Source organism: Dehalococcoidia bacterium (assembly GCA_025060295.1).
Taxonomy (GTDB): Bacteria; Chloroflexota; Dehalococcoidia; order Lucifugimonadales; family HRBIN23; genus HRBIN23.
This window is the reverse complement of record JANXCH010000016.1, coordinates 1-16,415: the sequence shown is the minus strand read 5'-3', so window position 1 is coordinate 16,415 and position 16,415 is coordinate 1. Positions and strand designations below refer to the sequence as shown.

Genomic DNA, 16,415 nt, shown 5'->3' with positions numbered 1-16,415 from the left:
CGCAGGTGGCGGGCGCGGTCGGCCGAGGTTACCACCACCGCCGCCCCCCCATCGGAGATAAGGGTGCAGTCCAGCAGGCGGAAGGGCCAGCACACCCAGCGGGAGTTGTAGTAGTCCTCTAGGGAGATCGGCTCCCGCATGTGGGCGTTGGGGTTCATGGACGCCCACTTGCGGTTGGAGATGGCCACCGCCGCCAGGTGCTCGTGGGTAGTGCCGAACTCGATCATATGGCGCTGGGCGATCATGGCGTAGCCGGGGATGACCCCAAACCAGCCCATGGCCGCCTCAATGCCTCGGGCGCGGGCATAGGTGCCTGGGGGACCGCTGGCGGGGTTGTCCCCATAACAGCAGACGGCCACGCGACACAGCCCCGCCTCCATCATCAGCATGGCGTACTGCACCAGGCCGATGTTGGTGGCCCCCGCCTGGTCAATGGTGGCACACACATTGGGCTGAATCCCCAGAGCCTGGGCCACCTTGTGCGCCCATAGGCTCTGGAACCCTGTGGGGGGATACTTGCACAGGACGGCGTCCACCTCGGACTTATCTATGCCGGCGTCCTCCAGGGCCAGGCGGGCCGCCTCCACCGTCCATCCCAGGGCGCTGACACCCGGGATTTTGCCGAAGCGGGTGGTGGCCGCTCCCACGATGCAGTACTTGTCGCGCAAGGGGTGAGCCATAAGCACCTCCTTGGGTGTGTGCTATAGGGCATCGCTTCCTGACAGCCGGTTGCCCCCCCTGGGGACTGCTTTCCTCCAGCCCACTGGTGCGGGGGTTGGCCATCAACCCCAGGTTCGCTAGAGCGTCAACGCCTGACAACGGGCATGGGGTATCCGTGGGGACGCGGAGGGCGGCACGCCCGCGCCCCCGCACGCTCACGGTGGCATAGGCGAACCCCATGCCTTTTACCCTCCCACTGGCTCCGCCGGCGCAACCTTCTGCGCCACCATCTGGGCGATGGTTTCTGCGGAAAAACCCAGCAGATCGCCCAGGACGGCAGAGGTGTGCTGGGCGAACAGGGGGGCAGGCTCCCCATCGCGGGGTATCAGCCCCGTGGCCCGCCAGGGCAGGCCGGGGTGCAGGGCCCGCCCCATCTCGGGATGGTGCACCTCCCGCACAAACCCCAAGCTTCTCCAGTGGTCGTTCTCCAAGATCTGGGGAATGGTGAACACCGCCCCCGCGGGCACCCCTGCTTGCTGCAGGATGTCCATCGCCTCCTGAGGGCTGTGCTGGCGCGTCCAGGCGCTGATGGGGGCATCCAACAGGGCCTCGTGGCGCTTGCGGGAGAGGCTGTCGGCACAGCGGGGATCCTGAGCGAGGTCGGGACGCCCTATGAGGGCGCACAGAGAACGGAACTGCTGGTCGGTAGCGCACGCGATGGCCACCCAGGCGTCCTGCCCTTTACAGGGATAGATGCCGTGGGGGGCCATCCAGGGGTGGCGGTTGCCCATGCGGGTGGGGATACGCCCCGTCATCTGGGGCTCCAGGAAGAACTCGCCGATGACGGCTTGGGTGGCCTCCCGCAGGGCGATGCGCAGGTGCGCCCCCTTGCCCGTGCGCCGCCGCCGATAGAGCGCCGTGAGCACCGCAAAGGCGGTATGGACGGCCGAGTTCTGGTCGGCGTAGTAGTTGCCAGGCTTGTGGGGTTGCCCCCCTTCGTAGCCTGTAAGAGAGGACAGCCCCGCCAGGGCGTCGGTGCCCGGCCCGAAGGAGATGTAGTTGCGCCAGGGGCCTGTGTGCCCCAAGGCGGGCATGGAGATAAGGATGATGTCGGGACGATACTGGCGCAGTACTGGGTAATCCAGCCCCAGGTTGGGCAACACGCGGGGGCTGAAGTTCTCAATCACCACATCGCTCACTGACACAAGGCGCAGAAAGGCCTCTCTGCCCAGGGGATGCTGAAGGTTGAGGCTGATGCTCCACTTGCCCCGGTTGACCTCGTTGAAGGAGGGGATGGCGTTGTAGGGCTTGCCGGTGCTGGCTACCCCCGGGAGGGAGTGCACCCGCCCCACGGTGCGCCCCCAGGGGGGTTCCACCTTGATGACCTGGGCACCCAGGGCCGCCAGCACCTGGGTGGCCACCGGCCCTGCAATGACGATGGTCATGTCCACGATGCGGATGCCCTCCAGAGGGAGGCTCACAGCACACCTCCCGCCCGCAGGCGCACCAGATCCTCTGGGGCGAGGCCCAACTCCTGTCCAAACACCCGCCTGTTGTGCTCCCCCAGCAGGGGGGCACGCCCCGGCCGGTTGGGTGCATCGTCCCAGTGGATAGGGGAGGCGGGGATGCGCCACCGCCCCGCAACGGGGTGCTCCACCTCCGGGAAAAAGCCCATAGCGGCGTTCTGAGGGTCGTCCAACGCCTGCGCCACATCCTGCACCACGGTGAAGGGGATACGCAGCTCCTGGGCCTGCTCCATTACCTCGTAGGGGGTGCGATCCTTTAGACCCTCTATGAGCAGGGCATCAATCTCGTCGGCGTGGCCCATGGGCGTCTCCATAACTTCGGGGTCGGCCAGGCGGGGATTATGGGCCAGCAGGGCCAGGGCCTCGGGGTTCTGGGGTGACCAGTGGGCATGCACCCACCCCCCCTTCACGGGGAGAAGGGTGGAGGGATAGGCCGTATGGGGGTCGCGCTGGATGAGACGGGTGCCGTTGCGCAGGGGAAGGATGCCCCTTTGCGCCATGTGGTAGACCGTTACCCCGTCAAAGGTATGGGCGGTGGCCTCGATGGCCGAGAGGTCAATCCACTGGCCCCGCCCTGTGTGGTTGCGCCCCAGCAAGGCCGACAACACCGCCACCGCCCCGTTCACCCCCGCCTGGTATTCTGTCTGACGTCCCCCGGCCTTGAGGGGAGGCTTATCGGGATCGCCCGTCATGTAGGCATAGCCACTAACGGCATACGCCACCAGGTCGCACCCCTGATAGGAGGCGTAGGGCCCTCTGTGCCCGAACCAGGTCAAGGAGAGGTGCACCAGGCGGGGGAAGGCGCGCTGCAACGCCAGAGGGGCCAGGCCCCACCGCTCCCAATGGCCGGGCGGGACATCCTCCACCAGCACATCCGCCCGCTCCAAAAGGCGCAGGAACAGGGCACGCCCCGTGGCGGTGTGCAGGTTGAGGGTGATGCTCTCCTTGCCGGCCATCAGGTAGAGGAACAGACCACTCTTCTCCGCATGGGGGATGTCGCCGGGGAAGGGGCCCTCGCGGCGCAGGGGAGAGCCTTCGGGAGGCTCCACCAGGAGCACCCGCGCCCCCTGGTCGGCCAAGAGGCGCCCGCAGTAGGCGGGGGCGACCCCACTCCCCACCTCCACTACCAAAATGTCCGACAGAGCGTCAAACGTCATGGGTATCCTTCCGTGCAGGGGACTGGTGGTATCTTACCATAGGGGGCCGAGAAGCGCAGGAGGGGGGCCCAAACCCAGGGGCCTAGACAGGCACCGATAGACGGGGTATGCTGGTGTGATAGACTACAATGATACCTTGCCGGAGGACGGGGATGGCTGATTACGACCTGGTGGTGATAGGGGGCGGGCCGGGGGGCTATGTGGCCGCCATTCGGGCGGGGCAACTGGGCCTCAAGACCGCCCTGGTGGAGCGCGACCAAGTGGGGGGCGTCTGCTTGAACTGGGGATGCATCCCCTCCAAAGCCCTGCTCCGCAACGCCGAGTTGGTGCACTGGGCGCGCCACGCCAACGACTGGGGCATCGCCTTTGACAACCTGCGCCTGGACTTCGGCAAGGCCATAGACCGCAGCCGTCAGGTCGTCCAGCGCCTGGTGCGGGGGGTGGAGTTCCTCCTGCGCAAGAATAAGGTGGAGACCATTCGGGACGAGGCCGTCCTGCGGGGCAACGGGCAGGTAGCCCTCAAGGTATCAGGGCGCACGGTACGCGCCCGCGCCCTCATTGTAGCCACCGGTGCCCGCCCCCGCTCCTTGCCCGTCCTCCCCGTGGACGGGCAAGTTGTTTTGACCAGCCGCGAGGCCCTGGAACGCAAAGACCTCCCCGCCTCGTGCATCATCGTCGGGGGCGGGGCGACGGGGTGCGAGTTCGCCTACCTCTACACCGCCTACGGTGTGCAGGTAACCATTGTGGAACTCCTCCCCCACCTGCTCCCCAACGAGGATGAGGAGGTCTCCCAGGCCTTGGAGCGCTCCTTCCAGAAGCAGGGCATGCGCATCCTCACGGGAGCTAAGGTAACAAGCCTCCAGAAGAACGGAAGCCAGGCAACCCTCACGGTAGAGACAGCGCAGGGTCCCCAGACCCTCACCGCCCAGCGGGTGCTGGTGTGCGTGGGGATTCAGCCCAACTCGGAGGGCATCGGCCTGGAGGAAGCGGGGGTGCGCACCGAACGGGGCGGCTGGATTGCGGTCGACGACCGCCAGCGCACCAGCGCCCCCACGGTCTATGCCATCGGGGACGTCACGGGGCGCATGCCGTTGGCCCATGTGGCCTCGGCCCAGGCTGTCCTAGCGGTGGAGACCCTGGCCGGCAAGGAGACCCGCCCCCTGGACTATACCCTTATGCCCAGGGCGGTATACTGCCACCCCCAAGTGGCCTCCTGGGGGCTCACAGAGAAGCAGGCACAAGAGGCCGGGCATACGGTGAAAGTGGGCAAGTTCCCCTTCACCGCCAGCGGGAAAGCCCTGGCGATGGGGGATACCGAGGGCTTCGTCAAAGTGGTGGCCGACGCCCAGTATGGGGAAATTCTGGGCGTCCACATGATCGGCCCGGAGGTAACGGAGCTCCTGCCCGAGTTGGCCCTGGCGCGTCTGTTGGAGGGCACGGTGCGGGAGACGGGATGGCTCGTCCACGCCCATCCCACCCTCTCAGAGGCTCTCAAGGAGGCCTCTTTGGCAGTGCTGGGCGAGGCGATTCACATCTAGGCCACATCGGGGTGTGCACACGGCGCGGGCAGAGGAGGAGCCATGCAACTGCAAGAGCGCCTGACCAAGACGGAGTTGGTCTCCTTCTACCGCCAGATGCTCCTCATCCGACGCTTTGAGGAGCGCTGTGCCGAAATGTACATGCTGGGCAAAATCCGCGGCTTCCTGCACCTATACATTGGGGAGGAGGCCATTGCGGTGGGGTGTATGAGCGCCCTGCGCCCCGAGGACTATGTGGTCACCCACTACCGCGACCACGGCCACGCCCTCGCCCGCGGGATGGATCCCAAAGTGGCTATGGCCGAACTCTTCGGCAAGGTCACGGGGTGTAGTCGGGGCAAGGGCGGGAGCATGCACTTCTTTGATGCCAGCCGCAACTTCATGGGGGGCTATGCCATCGTGGGAGGGCAACTGCCCGTTGCGGTGGGGTTGGCCCTGGCCTCCAAAATGAAGGGCGAGCCCCGCGTGACCGTCTGCTTCTTCGGGGATGGCGCCCTCAACCAGGGCGAGTTCCACGAGGCCTTCAACCTCGCCTCCTTATGGAAACTGCCTGTGGTGTTTTTCCTGGAGAACAACCTCTACGGCATGGGCTCCCACATTGACCGCACCTACGCCGGCGGACGGGACGTGTTCAAGGCGGGGGAGCACTACCGCATCCCCGCCGCCCAGACCGACGGCATGGATGTGCTAGCCGTGCGGGAGGCCACCCTGCGCGCCGTGGAGCACGCCCGCCAGGGCAACGGCCCCTTCTTCCTGGAAGCCCTCACCTACCGCTTCCGCGGCCACTCTATGGCTGACCCGGTGGAATACCGGGACAGGGCCGAGGAGGAGGCCTGGAAGGTTCGTGACCCCATTCCCACTTTCCAGCGCTACCTGCTGGAGAACGCCATCGCCACTTTGACGGAACTGTCAGAGATAGCGCGCCAGGTCAACGACGAGGTGGAGGAGGCCATTCGCTTCGCCGACGCCAGCCCTGAACCCCCACCCGAAGCCCTCTACGAGGACATCTACGCCTAACGGGGGTGCCCGTATGCCCGACTTGACCCTGCGCGAAGCCATCCGCAAGGGCCTGCAGGAGGCCCTGGACAACGACCCCCGTGTGTTCATTATGGGGGAGGATGTGGGAGCCTACGGGGGGGCCTACGCCGTCACGAAGGGCTTTTTGCGCCAGTATGGCCCCGAGCGCATCCGCGATACCCCCATATCCGAGTCTGTCATCGTGGGTGCAGGAGTGGGGGCGGCCATGGGCGGAATGCGCCCCATCGTGGAGATTATGACCATCAACTTCAGCCTCCTGGCGATGGACCAAATTGTCAACCACGCCGCCAAACTGCGCTACATGTCCGGCGGGCAGTTGATGGTGCCCCTGCTGATTCGCACCGTGACCGGGGGCGGGGCAGGCCTGGCCGCCACCCACTCCCAAAGCCTCGAAGGGTGGTATGCCTCGGTGCCGGGGCTGAAGGTGGTGTTCCCCTCCACTCCCGCCGACGCGTTAGGCCTGTTGCGCACCTGCCTGAAAGATCCTAACACCATCATCTACTGCGAGCACGCCCTCCTGTATGGCGTGCGCGGCCCCGTGCCCGATACCTACTATGAGGTGCCCCTGGGCAGGGCCGAGGTAAAGCGCCCGGGCACCGATGTTACCCTCATCTCCTACGGGCGGGGGGTGCACCTGTGCCTGCAGGCAGCCACCGAACTGGCGCGCCGAGGCGTCCAGGCGGAGGTGATAGACCTGCGCAGCCTGCGCCCCCTAGACCTGGAGACCCCCCTGGCCTCCCTGCGCAAGACCCACCGCGCCCTCATCGTAGAGGAGGCGTGGCCTATGGCGGGTATCGGCCCCTACCTGGGCCTGCGCCTGCACCAGGAGGCCTTTGATGACCTGGATGCCCCCATAGCCCACCTGTGCGGAGCAGACACCCCCGCCCCCTACGCCCGCAATCTGGAGCGCCTTTCCCTCCCTGATGTGCCCGCCATCCTCAAGACAGTTGCCGAAGCCTTTGGCCTGTAGACCCCCCAGGGACGCTCCTGCACCACCCCCCTCATATCCTGTGAGGGAATAGGCCCTTTTCCGAGCCCCGTTGGCCCATAGTGCCGTATAGCGCAACCCAACCCCCACGCAGCAGAAGGACATGCTATACTAAAGGCACCACCCCCTGGGGGAGGCTGTTGCACCAGGGGCAGGATGAGGAGGAGCCGTTGACCACCACCGTCGCCGTCCAGGAGGTCCCCCGCAAGATTGTAGAGAACATGAAGAAGGTCATCGTGGGCAAAGACCGCGCCGTGGAGCAGACGGTCATCGCCCTGCTGTGCAACGGCCACGCCCTCATTGAGGATGTGCCCGGGGTGGGCAAGACCATGCTGGCCCGCAGTCTGGCCAAATCGGCGGGGTGCACCTTCAAGCGCATCCAGTTCACCCCCGACCTCCTGCCCACCGATGTCACGGGGGTATCGGTGTACAACCAGCGCACCGGCACCTTTGAGTTCCGCCCAGGGCCGCTCATGGCCCACGTGGTGCTGGCCGATGAAATCAACCGCGCCACCCCCAAGACCCAGTCGGCCCTCCTGGAGGCCATGGAGGAGCGCCAGGTAACGGTGGAGGGGGTTACCCACCCCTTACCCCGCCCCTTCATAGTGCTGGCCACCCAGAACCCCATTGAATATGAAGGCACCTTCCCCTTGCCTGAGGCGCAACTGGACCGCTTCCTGCTGCGCATCACCATCGGCTACCCCTCCTTTGAGGAGGAAATTGCCATCATTGAGCGCCAGGTGCAGGTGCATCCCATTGAGACCATCGGCCCCGTAACCGGCCCCGAGGAGATCGTGCGGGCGCAAGAGGCGGTGAAAGGGGTGTATGTGGACACCCTCATCAAGCGTTACATCGTCTCCCTGGTGGAGGCGACCCGCACATCGCCCGAGGTGAGCCTGGGGGCATCTCCGCGCGCATCGTTGACCCTGTTCCGCACTGCGCAGGCGTTGGCCTTCCTGAGGGGGCGGGACTATGTGCTCCCCGATGATGTGAAGGAACTGGCCCAGCCCGCCCTGGCCCATCGCATCATCGTGGCCCCCCAGGCTCGTATGCGGGGCCTGGACGGGCGCAAGGTGGTGGAGGACATCTTGGAGCAGGTGCCGGTGCCGGGCGTGCGCGGGCGGGCCTAACAGCAGAGGGCGGAAGACCACACCCCTTGCGCAGGCGTTTCTGTCAGCGGGGAAGGAGGTGTTGTGCGACGGGCGCTGGTGGGGATGGCTCTGATGGGGGCGGCCCTCCTGTTTGGGCTGGCCACAGGGTTCCCCCTCTTCTATCGCCTGGTTTACGCCCTGGCGTTGGTGTTGGGGGTGGGGATGGTATGGGCATGGCTAGGCTTGCAGGGTCTGCGGGTGGAGGTGCGCCGTCGGGCTACCCGCGTGCAGGTGGGAGAACCTTTTGAAGAACGCATCACCATTACCAACCGGTGGGTTATCCCCAAGGGCTGGCTGGAGGTGCGGGAGCGCTCCGACCTCCCCGGCCACGCTGGGGGGATGGCCCTCAGCTTACCGGCGCGGGGCTTCCGCTCCTGGCGCGTGGTTACCCGCGCCCACCGTCGGGGGCTATATCGCCTGGGGCCGGTAGAGGTGCGCGCCAGCGACCCCTTCGGCCTGTTCACCTTCCGACGCACTTTCCTCTCCCCGGAGACCCTATTGGTCTATCCCGCCGTGGTAAGCATCCCCTACTTCCGGGTGTTGGCTGCTGACCTGCCTGGGGAGGGCCCCCTGCGCCAGCGGAGCCAGGCCCTAACCCCCCACGCCGCTTCGGTGCGGGAATACATGCAAGGCGACAGCCTGGCACGGGTGCATTGGCCCACCACCGCCCGTCTGGGACGCCTGATGGTGAAGGAGTTTGACCAGGGGCTCGGGGGCGACATGTGGCTGCTTGTGGACATGCATCGGGAGGTGCAGGCCGGCCAGAGGAGCGACGCCTCCGACGAGTGGGCCGCCACTATCGCCGCTTCGGTGGCCCACCGCTATTTGGATGCGGAGCTGTCGGTGGGCTTGCTGGCCTATGGGGACCGGGAGGTGGTGGTTCCTCCCAAGCGGGGGGCAGGGCATCTGCTGCGCATCTTGGAGGACTTGGCCACCGTGCACGCTGAGGGCACCACACCCCTGGCCCAGGTGCTCCAACGGGAGGGGGGGCGCTTCAGCCACATGAGCATTCTGGTCATCATCACCCCCTCGGGGGATGAGGAGTGGCCCCTGGCCCTGGACACTCTCCTCCGGCGAGGGGTGCGCCTGGTAACCGTCTTGCTGGAGCCCCGCTCCTTCGGCCACCGTGCGGGGGCCGAGAAGGTGCTGGAGCGCCTGGCGGTATTGGGTGTGCCCACGTATCTGGTGCAGAAAGGCGCTAGGCTGGAGCAGGCTCTGGCGCAGCCGGCGGGTTTGCCCGTTGCTGCAGCATCGGCACGCTCCGCGCGGGGGATGGTATGAGCACAGCACACGGGGAGATCGCCCTGGCCCGCCCCGGAAGGTATCGCGGGGTGGAGCGCATTTATCAGATGGTGAGGCCCCGGGCCGGCTGGTCCACAGCCCTGCTGGTGGTGTTCACCCTGTTGGCTTTGGTGTGGAGTGTGGACCGGGCCGGCTGGGCCGCTACCCCCAACCTGACGCTGGTGGTGCTGGGGGCTGTGGTCTGCGCCTGGCTTCTGGACAAGGTGCGGGTCAATGGGTGGCTCTTGCAACCGGTGGGGCTTGTGCTGGGGGCGGGGTTGACCTACCTGCTGGCCGGGACCCTCACCGAGGGGCGGAACATCCCCGCCCAAATTGCCGAGGTCAATCTGCGCCTGGCGGCCTTCTGGAAGGCCTTCCGCACCGGGGGTATCAGCACCGATACCCTGCCCTTCGCCGTAGCCCTCACCGCTGTGGGGTGGCTGGTGGCGTGGGTGAGTGCGTGGTCAGCCTTTCGCCTACGGAACATGTGGCTTGCAGTGCTCCCCAGCGCCCTCGCCCTTCTGACCAACCTCAGTTACCTGCCCGCGGAGTTTTTCATCTACTTCTACATCTACCTGTTCTTCGCCATGCTGTTGGCGGCCCGTCTGCACACTCTGCGCCAGCGGGAGGTGTGGGAACGGGTGGGGGTACAGGTCTCCCCGGCCCAGGAGTGGCTGGCTTTGAACGACGCGTTGTGGCTGACGGTGCTGGTGCTTTTGGTCACAGCCACGCTCCCCTTGCAAGCACCCACCGCGCCCCCTCTGCGTCGGGCGTGGGAAGAGGTGCGCGCCCCCATAGACCGCCTGGAGAACGAGTTTAACCGCATGTTTTCGGGTCTACCTGCGCGGAAGGCCGTTCCCTTCCGCTCCTTTGGCCTGGTGCTCCCCTTCCAGGGGCCCATCACCTTGAGCAACGAACCGATCTTTTATGTCTCGGCCCTGCGCCCCGCCTACTGGGTGGCGCGGATTTACACCCTATATACCCCCCAGGGGTGGCTCACCGAGACCACCGAGGTGCGCGACCTGGGGTGGGTCTCCCCCGATGCTGTTCCCCAGCAGTATCAGGCCCGCCAGGAGATGGTGCAGGAGGTTACCCTGGCCTTTCCCACCAGTGAACTGTTCGCCACCGAGGTGCCCTTGCAAGCCAGCCTGCCCCTGCAGATGGAAGTGTTGGCCCCCAAGAGTTTCACACTGCTCCTGTCCGAGGGCATTCGTCAGCCGGAGTTGCCCCCCGATTTGCAGGAGGCGCGGGAGCGTTTAATGCGCTTGCGGTTCGCCCGCCTGCAGGAGGATCCCGTGGACGCACTGCTGAACGCTCTGCCCGAGGATGTGCTGGTCACGCGCCTGATTGTGGGGGGTGGTCCTGGAGGGGGACGGCGGGAAGTGGACATCCCCCCTGGGGAGGGGTATCGGGCGGCGTTGGAGCAGGCCCTGTTGCGCCTGGATGTGTTACGGGGGGTAGTGGTTACCCGTCGGCATCCTGCGCCGCCCGACATCGTGGCCTTGCAGGCGCGGGACCGCCTGGCCGCCGGCTTCCGCTACCAGATTACCTCCGCCGTCTCCATCGCCACCGAGGAGGACCTGCGTCAGGCCGGCACCGACTACCCCTCGTGGGTAACCGACCGCTATCTGCAACTGCCGGAGAGCCTCCCCTCTCGGGTGCGGGAGTTGGCGCAGACCTTGACACGCAACGCCCCCACACCCTATGACAAAGCCTTAGCCATCCAGGAATATCTCCACACCTACACCTACACCCTGAATGTGGAGGCCCCGCCCTTTGATGCCGACGGGGTAGACTACTTCCTGTTCGTGTCCAAGAAGGGGTATAGCGAGTACTTCGCCTCGGCCATGACGGTGCTGTTGCGGGCGGTGGGCGTGCCGGCGCGGGTGGCGGCGGGCTATGCTCCCGGGGTATTGGATCAGGAGAAGAAGGTGTTTGTGGTGCGCGACCTGGACAGCCACGCCTGGACGCAGGTTTACTTCCCGGGGTATGGATGGATTGACTTTGAACCGACCCCCGGCCGGCCGGCTCCCCCGCGGGGCCCCCTGCCCGAGATGAGCACCGAGGGGGGCGATATCGCCGTGGGGGCGCTGGAAGACGCGTTCTTCCCCGAGGATGATGTGTTCCTCGGAGAGGAAGGGGGGGGAGGGATGGCTCCGAGGGGGGCACTGCGCCCCTGGAGCCTCTCCCTGCTGACCAGCGGAGGCGTTCTGGCGGTGCTGGCGCTGGCCCTGTGGCTCCTCTACCAGCGGACGGTGGCCGCCGCCGGGCGTGCAGAGGACATTTTCCGGCGGATGGTGTGGCTGGGCGGGTTAGCGGGGGTGCCCCTGGAGCCCCACCAGACGCCGCACGAGTTCGCCCAGCGCCTGGGGCAGGTGGCCCCCGAGGCGGAGGGGGATATCGGCTATATCGCTGATGCCTTTGCCCGCACCCGCTATGGGCGCCAAAGCCTGGGTATGGAGGAGCAGGAGCGCCTGCGGCAGGCGTGGCGGCTTGCGCGGCGGGCCTTGTGGCGCAAAGTGTTGCGGAGGTGAACCATGCCCCTATGGTATGACCTGTTCCCGACGGCGTGGGGATGGGTGGCGGGGGTGGTGTCCGAGGGGGGCGTGCGGGCGCTGTCGTTGCCCCGGCCGACGCCGGCGGAGGCGTGGGCGCAGGTGCTCCCCTGGGCAGAGGGAGCCCAGCCCAATGCCTCCGCCCTGGCGGTGGTGCGGGAGCGCATCCAGGCTTACTTACAGGGGCATCCCGTGGCGCTGGAGGACATCCCTGTGGATAGCGAGGGTGCACCGCCCTTTTTCCGACGGGTGTGGGAGATGTGTCGGAGCATTCCGCGGGGGCAGGTGCGCACCTATAAGTGGCTGGCGGAGGCGGTGGGACACCCGCGGGCGGTGCGTGGGGTAGGGCAAGCTATGGCGCGCAACCGGGTGCCGCTGGTGGTGCCGTGCCACCGAGTGGTGGGGAGCGACGGGGGCCTGCACGGGTACGCCGGGGGCGTGGGGATGAAGGCGCGCCTGCTGGCGCTGGAGGGGATGAAGTGGTCGGGTCAGTAAGCGCCATGGAGTAGGGTGTTACCTTCGGTCTCGCGGATATGCTGGATAAAGAAGCGCAGTCCCGTAGGGCTGTCTCCGGCTCTGCTTTTGAGCGGGTGGTGGCCCGTATTCTCAACGAGTTTCTAGAGCGTGAGGGAATTGTAGTTACACGGGCACGGGAGGGGGCTTTACGCCAACTAATAAACGATTGGGCAAACTTGCAACAGATAATGGACTACAGCCGTGTCCCAGTGAAGAGACAGTGCACACAAGGGCAAATAGAAGATTTCCCCGATTTGGATCTGTTCGCTTTGATCAAGCCCCAACGGAGCGGGGATAAATGGCGGTTGCTTGCAATTCTGAACCTAAAAGTTTCCTTTCATGCACGAAATACCGAAGCTACTTTTTGGGGGCTTCTCGTGCGATTGACTAGCCGGATACCTTTCGTGGTCATCACGGAGGATAGGGATATATACCGGAAAAACAGCGAACTCGGGGTTTCATGTGAACAGGCCACACGCACACGACGTCTATTAGAGGCGTTCACCGATGGGATTTACCTAGTCAAGCATTATAGAAGTGAAAACGATCCATTACTATTGGAAGATATATAAAAGAAACATCAAGCACTCGCGCATAAGCAAGAAAGCATCGTATTCGATGATCCCAGCCACCCTCGTCATACCCGATATTGCCGTAGCGTTCATCCGCTGGATGACTTGATAAAAGATTTGACAAGGTGGAAAGACGAATATCATTTGCGTTCGGAGTGAAGATGCTTTACTATCAGGTGAATGGTATAAAGATTTACAACGCTGACTTCTTGACAATTGAAGATATTGAGCCCAACTCTATCGATTTGATCATCACCTCTCCGCCTTACAATGTAGATGTCCATTACAGTTCCTACGATGATACCATTCCATATTCGGCATACATAGAATTCACAGAACAGTGGCTTGCTAAAGCATACTCTCTGGCCAAACCTGATGGGCGTTTCTGCTTGAATATCCCTTTGGACAAAAACAAAGGCGGACAGCAAAGTGTCTACGCCGATATTATCACAATAGCGAAAAAAGTCGGTTGGAAATACCACGCCATCATTGTGTGGAACGAGCAAAATATCTCTCGCCGTACCGCTTGGGGTTCCTGGACTAGCCCTTCGGCCCCATATATCATCGCTCCCGTGGAAATGATTGCTATATTATATAAAGACCGCTGGAAAAAATATCATAAAGGCGCGTCTGATATCAGTCGTGATGAATTCATCGAGTGGACTAACGGTGTTTGGACATTCCCAGGAGAGTCAAAGAAACGCGTAAAACATCCGAGTCCCTTCCCTCTTACATTACCTCGCCGTTGTATCAAACTTTTCAGTTATGTCGGCGACACCATATTGGACCCCTTCATGGGAAGCGGCACAACCCTGGTCGCCTGCGCCGAACTCAACCGGCGGGGCATCGGGGTGGAGATAGACCCCCGCTACTGCGCCCTGGCCAAGACCCGCCTCCAGCGCATCGTGCGCGCCCTCCCCCTCCCCTAACCCTTCTCCCCCCACCTGTGCTATGCTGGGGGGATAGTGCCCAGCGTCCGCCCTAAGGAGGCACCCATGCCCGTGCAAGACATCACCTGGATCCCCGGTTGGCGCATCCGCGAACTCATCGCCCGCCGGCAAATCTCCCCCGTGGAGGTGGCGCGCCACTTCCTGGACCGCATTGACCGCCTCAACCCCCGCCTCAACGCCTTCCTCACCGTTACCTACGACTTGGCCCTCGCCCAGGCACGGGAGGCCGAGGAGGCCCTCCTTCAGGGCAAGCCCCTCGGCCCCCTGCACGGCGTCCCCATCACCGTCAAAGACCTCTTCTTTACCAAGGGCGTGCGCACCACCAGCGGCTCCCTCCTCTACAAGGACTACATCCCCCAGGAGGATTCGGTCTATGTGGAGCGGGTGCGCAAGGCGGGGGCGGTGATCCTCGGCAAGACCAATACCCCCGAGTTCGGCCTGCTCGGCTCCACCGAGAACCGCCTGGGGGAGCCGTGCCGCAACCCCTGGGACCCCCAGCGCACCGCCGGGGGCTCCAGCGGGGGGGCCGGTGCCGCCGCTGCCGCCGGCCTCGGGCCCCTGCACATCGGCAGCGACGGGGGCGGGTCCATCCGCATCCCCTGCGCCTTCTGTGGCGTGTTCGGCCTCAAGCCCACCCAGGGGCGCGTCCCCCGCTATGGAGGGCTCGGCGGATGGCCCCTCTTCTCCCAGGTGGGCCCCATGACCCTGGACGTGCGGGACTCGGCCCTCCTGTTGCAGGTGCTGGCCGGCCACGACCGGCGCGACCCCTCCTCCCTACGCGCCCCCGTGCCCGACTACCTGGCGGACCTGGAGAAGGGGGTGCGGGGCCTGCGCATGGCCTGGACGCCCGACTACGGCTACGCCCCGGTGGAGCCGGCCGTGCGGGAGACCTGTCGGCGCGCCGCCCTCACCTTCGCCGAACTGGGGGCCATCGTGGAGGAGCCCCCCATCGCCCTGGAGGAGATGCTGGAGGTGTTCATCACCCTCGCCCGCGCCGATACCTATGCCACCCTGGGCGATTTGGTCTGGGACGACCCCGCTAAGCGCATCCTCCTGACCCCCTACGCCTACGAGGTGTTCAATACCGGACGCCAAATTACGGCCAAGGAATACGCCCGCGCCCTGCAGGCCCGCCTGCGCTTCATCGCCGCCCTGGAGGACCTGTTCACCAAGTATGACCTCCTGCTCAGCCCCACCATGCCCATCGTGGCCTTCCCCTTGGGCCAGCCCCCCCAGACCATCGCCGGCCGCCCCGTGCACCCATGGTTGGGCTTCCTGCCCTTCACCTATCCTATCAACCTAGCGGGGTTTGCGGCCGCCTCGGTGCCCTGCGGGTTCGTGGATGGGCTTCCCGTGGGGCTCCACATCATCGGAAAGCCCCTTTCCGAGCCTCTTATCCTGCGGGCCGCCCGCGCCCTGGAGCAGGCCCGCCCCTGGGCCGACAAGCATCCGCCCCTCTCCTAAACTTGTGCCGCAAGGAGGACACCATGCCCGTGGTGGAGTATCAGAAACAGGGGCGCATCGCCCGCATCACTTTGAACCGCCCCGAGGCCCTCAACGCCATCAACAGCGCCGTGCGCCGCGCCCTGCGGGACGCCTTCATGGACTTCCGCCAGGATAAGGACCTGTGGGTGGCCATCGTTACCGGGGCGGGCGACCGCGCCTTTTCGGCAGGCGTGGATGTGAAGGAGGTGGCCCAGACCACCTCCGACCAGCAGTGGGACGCCTTCTGGGGGCTGGAGGGCTACGGCGCACCCGAGACCGACCTGCACTACTATAAGCCGGTCATCGCCGCCATCAACGGCTACTGCCTGGGCATCGCCTGCACCCTGGCGTTGGCCTGCGACTTTCGCCTGGCGGTGCCGGAGGCGGGCTTCGGCTTCCCCGAGGTGAAGCGAGGGATGCCCACCGTCATCGGCACCCTGCGCCTGGTGCGGGCCATCGGCCTGAGCAACGCCCTCCCCCTGCTGTTGACGGGGGACATCATCCCCGCCCAGGAGGCGTGGCGCATCGGGCTGGTGCACCGCATCGTGCCCCGGGAGCGCCTGCTGGCCGAGGCCGAGGCCCTGGCCCAAAGCCTTCTGGAGAACGCCCCCTTGGCCGTCTGGGCGACCAAGGAGGTGGCGGTGCGGAGCACGGAGATGCCCTTTGACCACGCCTGGCGCTTGGGGGAGAGCCTGCGCTACATCGTCAACCAGAGCCAGGACGCCCGCGAAGGCCCCCGGGCATGGGTGGAGAAGCGGAAGCCGGTGTACACGGGGCGGTAGGGGCTACAGGGCACCGGGGGGCAAGATAGAGGCGGGGTCTGGGGCGTGTAGACGGGTGTCCCAGCGGGCAAGGATGAGGCGACGGGGCTGATGGCCCCGCCGGTGGTGGTACTCCAGCACATCCCACCGCCCATAGGTTTGCAGGAGGGCAGAGACGGCGGGTGCGACGCCGCGCAGGGAGAAGAGGAAAGCAGAGAGGGGCAAGGCCACCCGCGC

At 65.4% G+C, this 16,415-nt stretch carries 14 protein-coding genes; 10 read left to right on the top strand and 4 right to left on the bottom strand.

Translation table 11 applies throughout. The annotated features are described in order from the left end of the window. The 3 genes from NZ951_07035 to NZ951_07025 form a co-directional block, all read right to left on the bottom strand. A partial coding sequence (locus NZ951_07035) for a thiolase family protein (protein ID MCS7207666.1) occupies positions 1-680 on the bottom strand: 680 nt, incomplete at its 3' end. 225 nt (positions 681-905) lie between these two features. Further along, entirely contained in the window at positions 906-2,141 is a 1,236-nt protein-coding gene (locus NZ951_07030; GenBank protein MCS7207665.1) for a CoA transferase, read from the bottom strand. Then, a complete protein-coding gene (locus NZ951_07025) occupies positions 2,138-3,343 on the bottom strand; it encodes a CoA transferase (GenBank protein ID MCS7207664.1) in 1,206 nt (401 codons plus the stop codon). The genes NZ951_07030 and NZ951_07025 overlap by 4 nt, the downstream gene beginning before the upstream one ends. Before the next feature lie 152 nt (positions 3,344-3,495). Here NZ951_07025 and lpdA point away from each other — a divergent pair, with 152 nt between their 5' ends. From lpdA to NZ951_06975, 10 genes are all read left to right on the top strand, one after another. Continuing rightward, the gene (gene lpdA / locus NZ951_07020; GenBank protein MCS7207663.1) at positions 3,496-4,881 is read left to right on the top strand and encodes a dihydrolipoyl dehydrogenase; all 1,386 of its coding nucleotides are present in this window, start codon (positions 3,496-3,498) and stop codon (positions 4,879-4,881) included. Between the two features lie 42 nt (positions 4,882-4,923). Further along, positions 4,924-5,898, top strand: coding sequence for a pyruvate dehydrogenase (acetyl-transferring) E1 component subunit alpha (pdhA, locus tag NZ951_07015; GenBank protein ID MCS7207662.1), 975 nt, complete (start codon positions 4,924-4,926; stop codon positions 5,896-5,898). Between the two features lie 13 nt (positions 5,899-5,911). Further along, the gene (locus tag NZ951_07010; protein ID MCS7207661.1) at positions 5,912-6,889 is read left to right on the top strand and encodes an alpha-ketoacid dehydrogenase subunit beta; all 978 of its coding nucleotides are present in this window, start codon (positions 5,912-5,914) and stop codon (positions 6,887-6,889) included. A 188-nt stretch (positions 6,890-7,077) separates the two neighbouring features. Next, a complete protein-coding gene (locus NZ951_07005; GenBank protein MCS7207660.1) occupies positions 7,078-8,037 on the top strand; it encodes a MoxR family ATPase in 960 nt (319 codons plus the stop codon). Between the two features lie 63 nt (positions 8,038-8,100). After that, positions 8,101-9,339 (top strand): DUF58 domain-containing protein, encoded by a 1,239-nt coding sequence (locus tag NZ951_07000; GenBank protein MCS7207659.1) that lies wholly within the window; start codon positions 8,101-8,103, stop codon positions 9,337-9,339. Then, positions 9,336-11,873 (top strand): transglutaminase domain-containing protein, encoded by a 2,538-nt coding sequence (locus NZ951_06995; GenBank protein ID MCS7207658.1) that lies wholly within the window; start codon positions 9,336-9,338, stop codon positions 11,871-11,873. Before NZ951_07000 ends, NZ951_06995 begins: the two co-directional genes overlap by 4 nt. A gap of 3 nt (positions 11,874-11,876) precedes the next feature. Beyond that, a complete protein-coding gene (locus tag NZ951_06990; protein ID MCS7207657.1) occupies positions 11,877-12,389 on the top strand; it encodes a methylated-DNA--[protein]-cysteine S-methyltransferase in 513 nt (170 codons plus the stop codon). 754 nt (positions 12,390-13,143) lie between these two features. Beyond that, positions 13,144-13,911: a site-specific DNA-methyltransferase gene (locus tag NZ951_06985; protein MCS7207656.1), complete on the top strand. Its 768-nt coding sequence runs from the start codon at positions 13,144-13,146 to the stop codon at positions 13,909-13,911. A 66-nt stretch (positions 13,912-13,977) separates the two neighbouring features. Then, complete coding sequence (locus tag NZ951_06980) at positions 13,978-15,396, top strand: amidase (GenBank protein MCS7207655.1); 1,419 nt, start codon at positions 13,978-13,980, stop codon at positions 15,394-15,396. Positions 15,397-15,419: 23 nt separating this feature from the next. Continuing rightward, positions 15,420-16,199 (top strand): enoyl-CoA hydratase-related protein, encoded by a 780-nt coding sequence (locus NZ951_06975; protein ID MCS7207654.1) that lies wholly within the window; start codon positions 15,420-15,422, stop codon positions 16,197-16,199. A 3-nt stretch (positions 16,200-16,202) separates the two neighbouring features. Here NZ951_06975 and NZ951_06970 read toward each other — a convergent pair. After that, positions 16,203-16,415, bottom strand: a 213-nt coding sequence (locus NZ951_06970; GenBank protein ID MCS7207653.1) for a hypothetical protein, incomplete at its 5' end; no start/stop codon positions are given.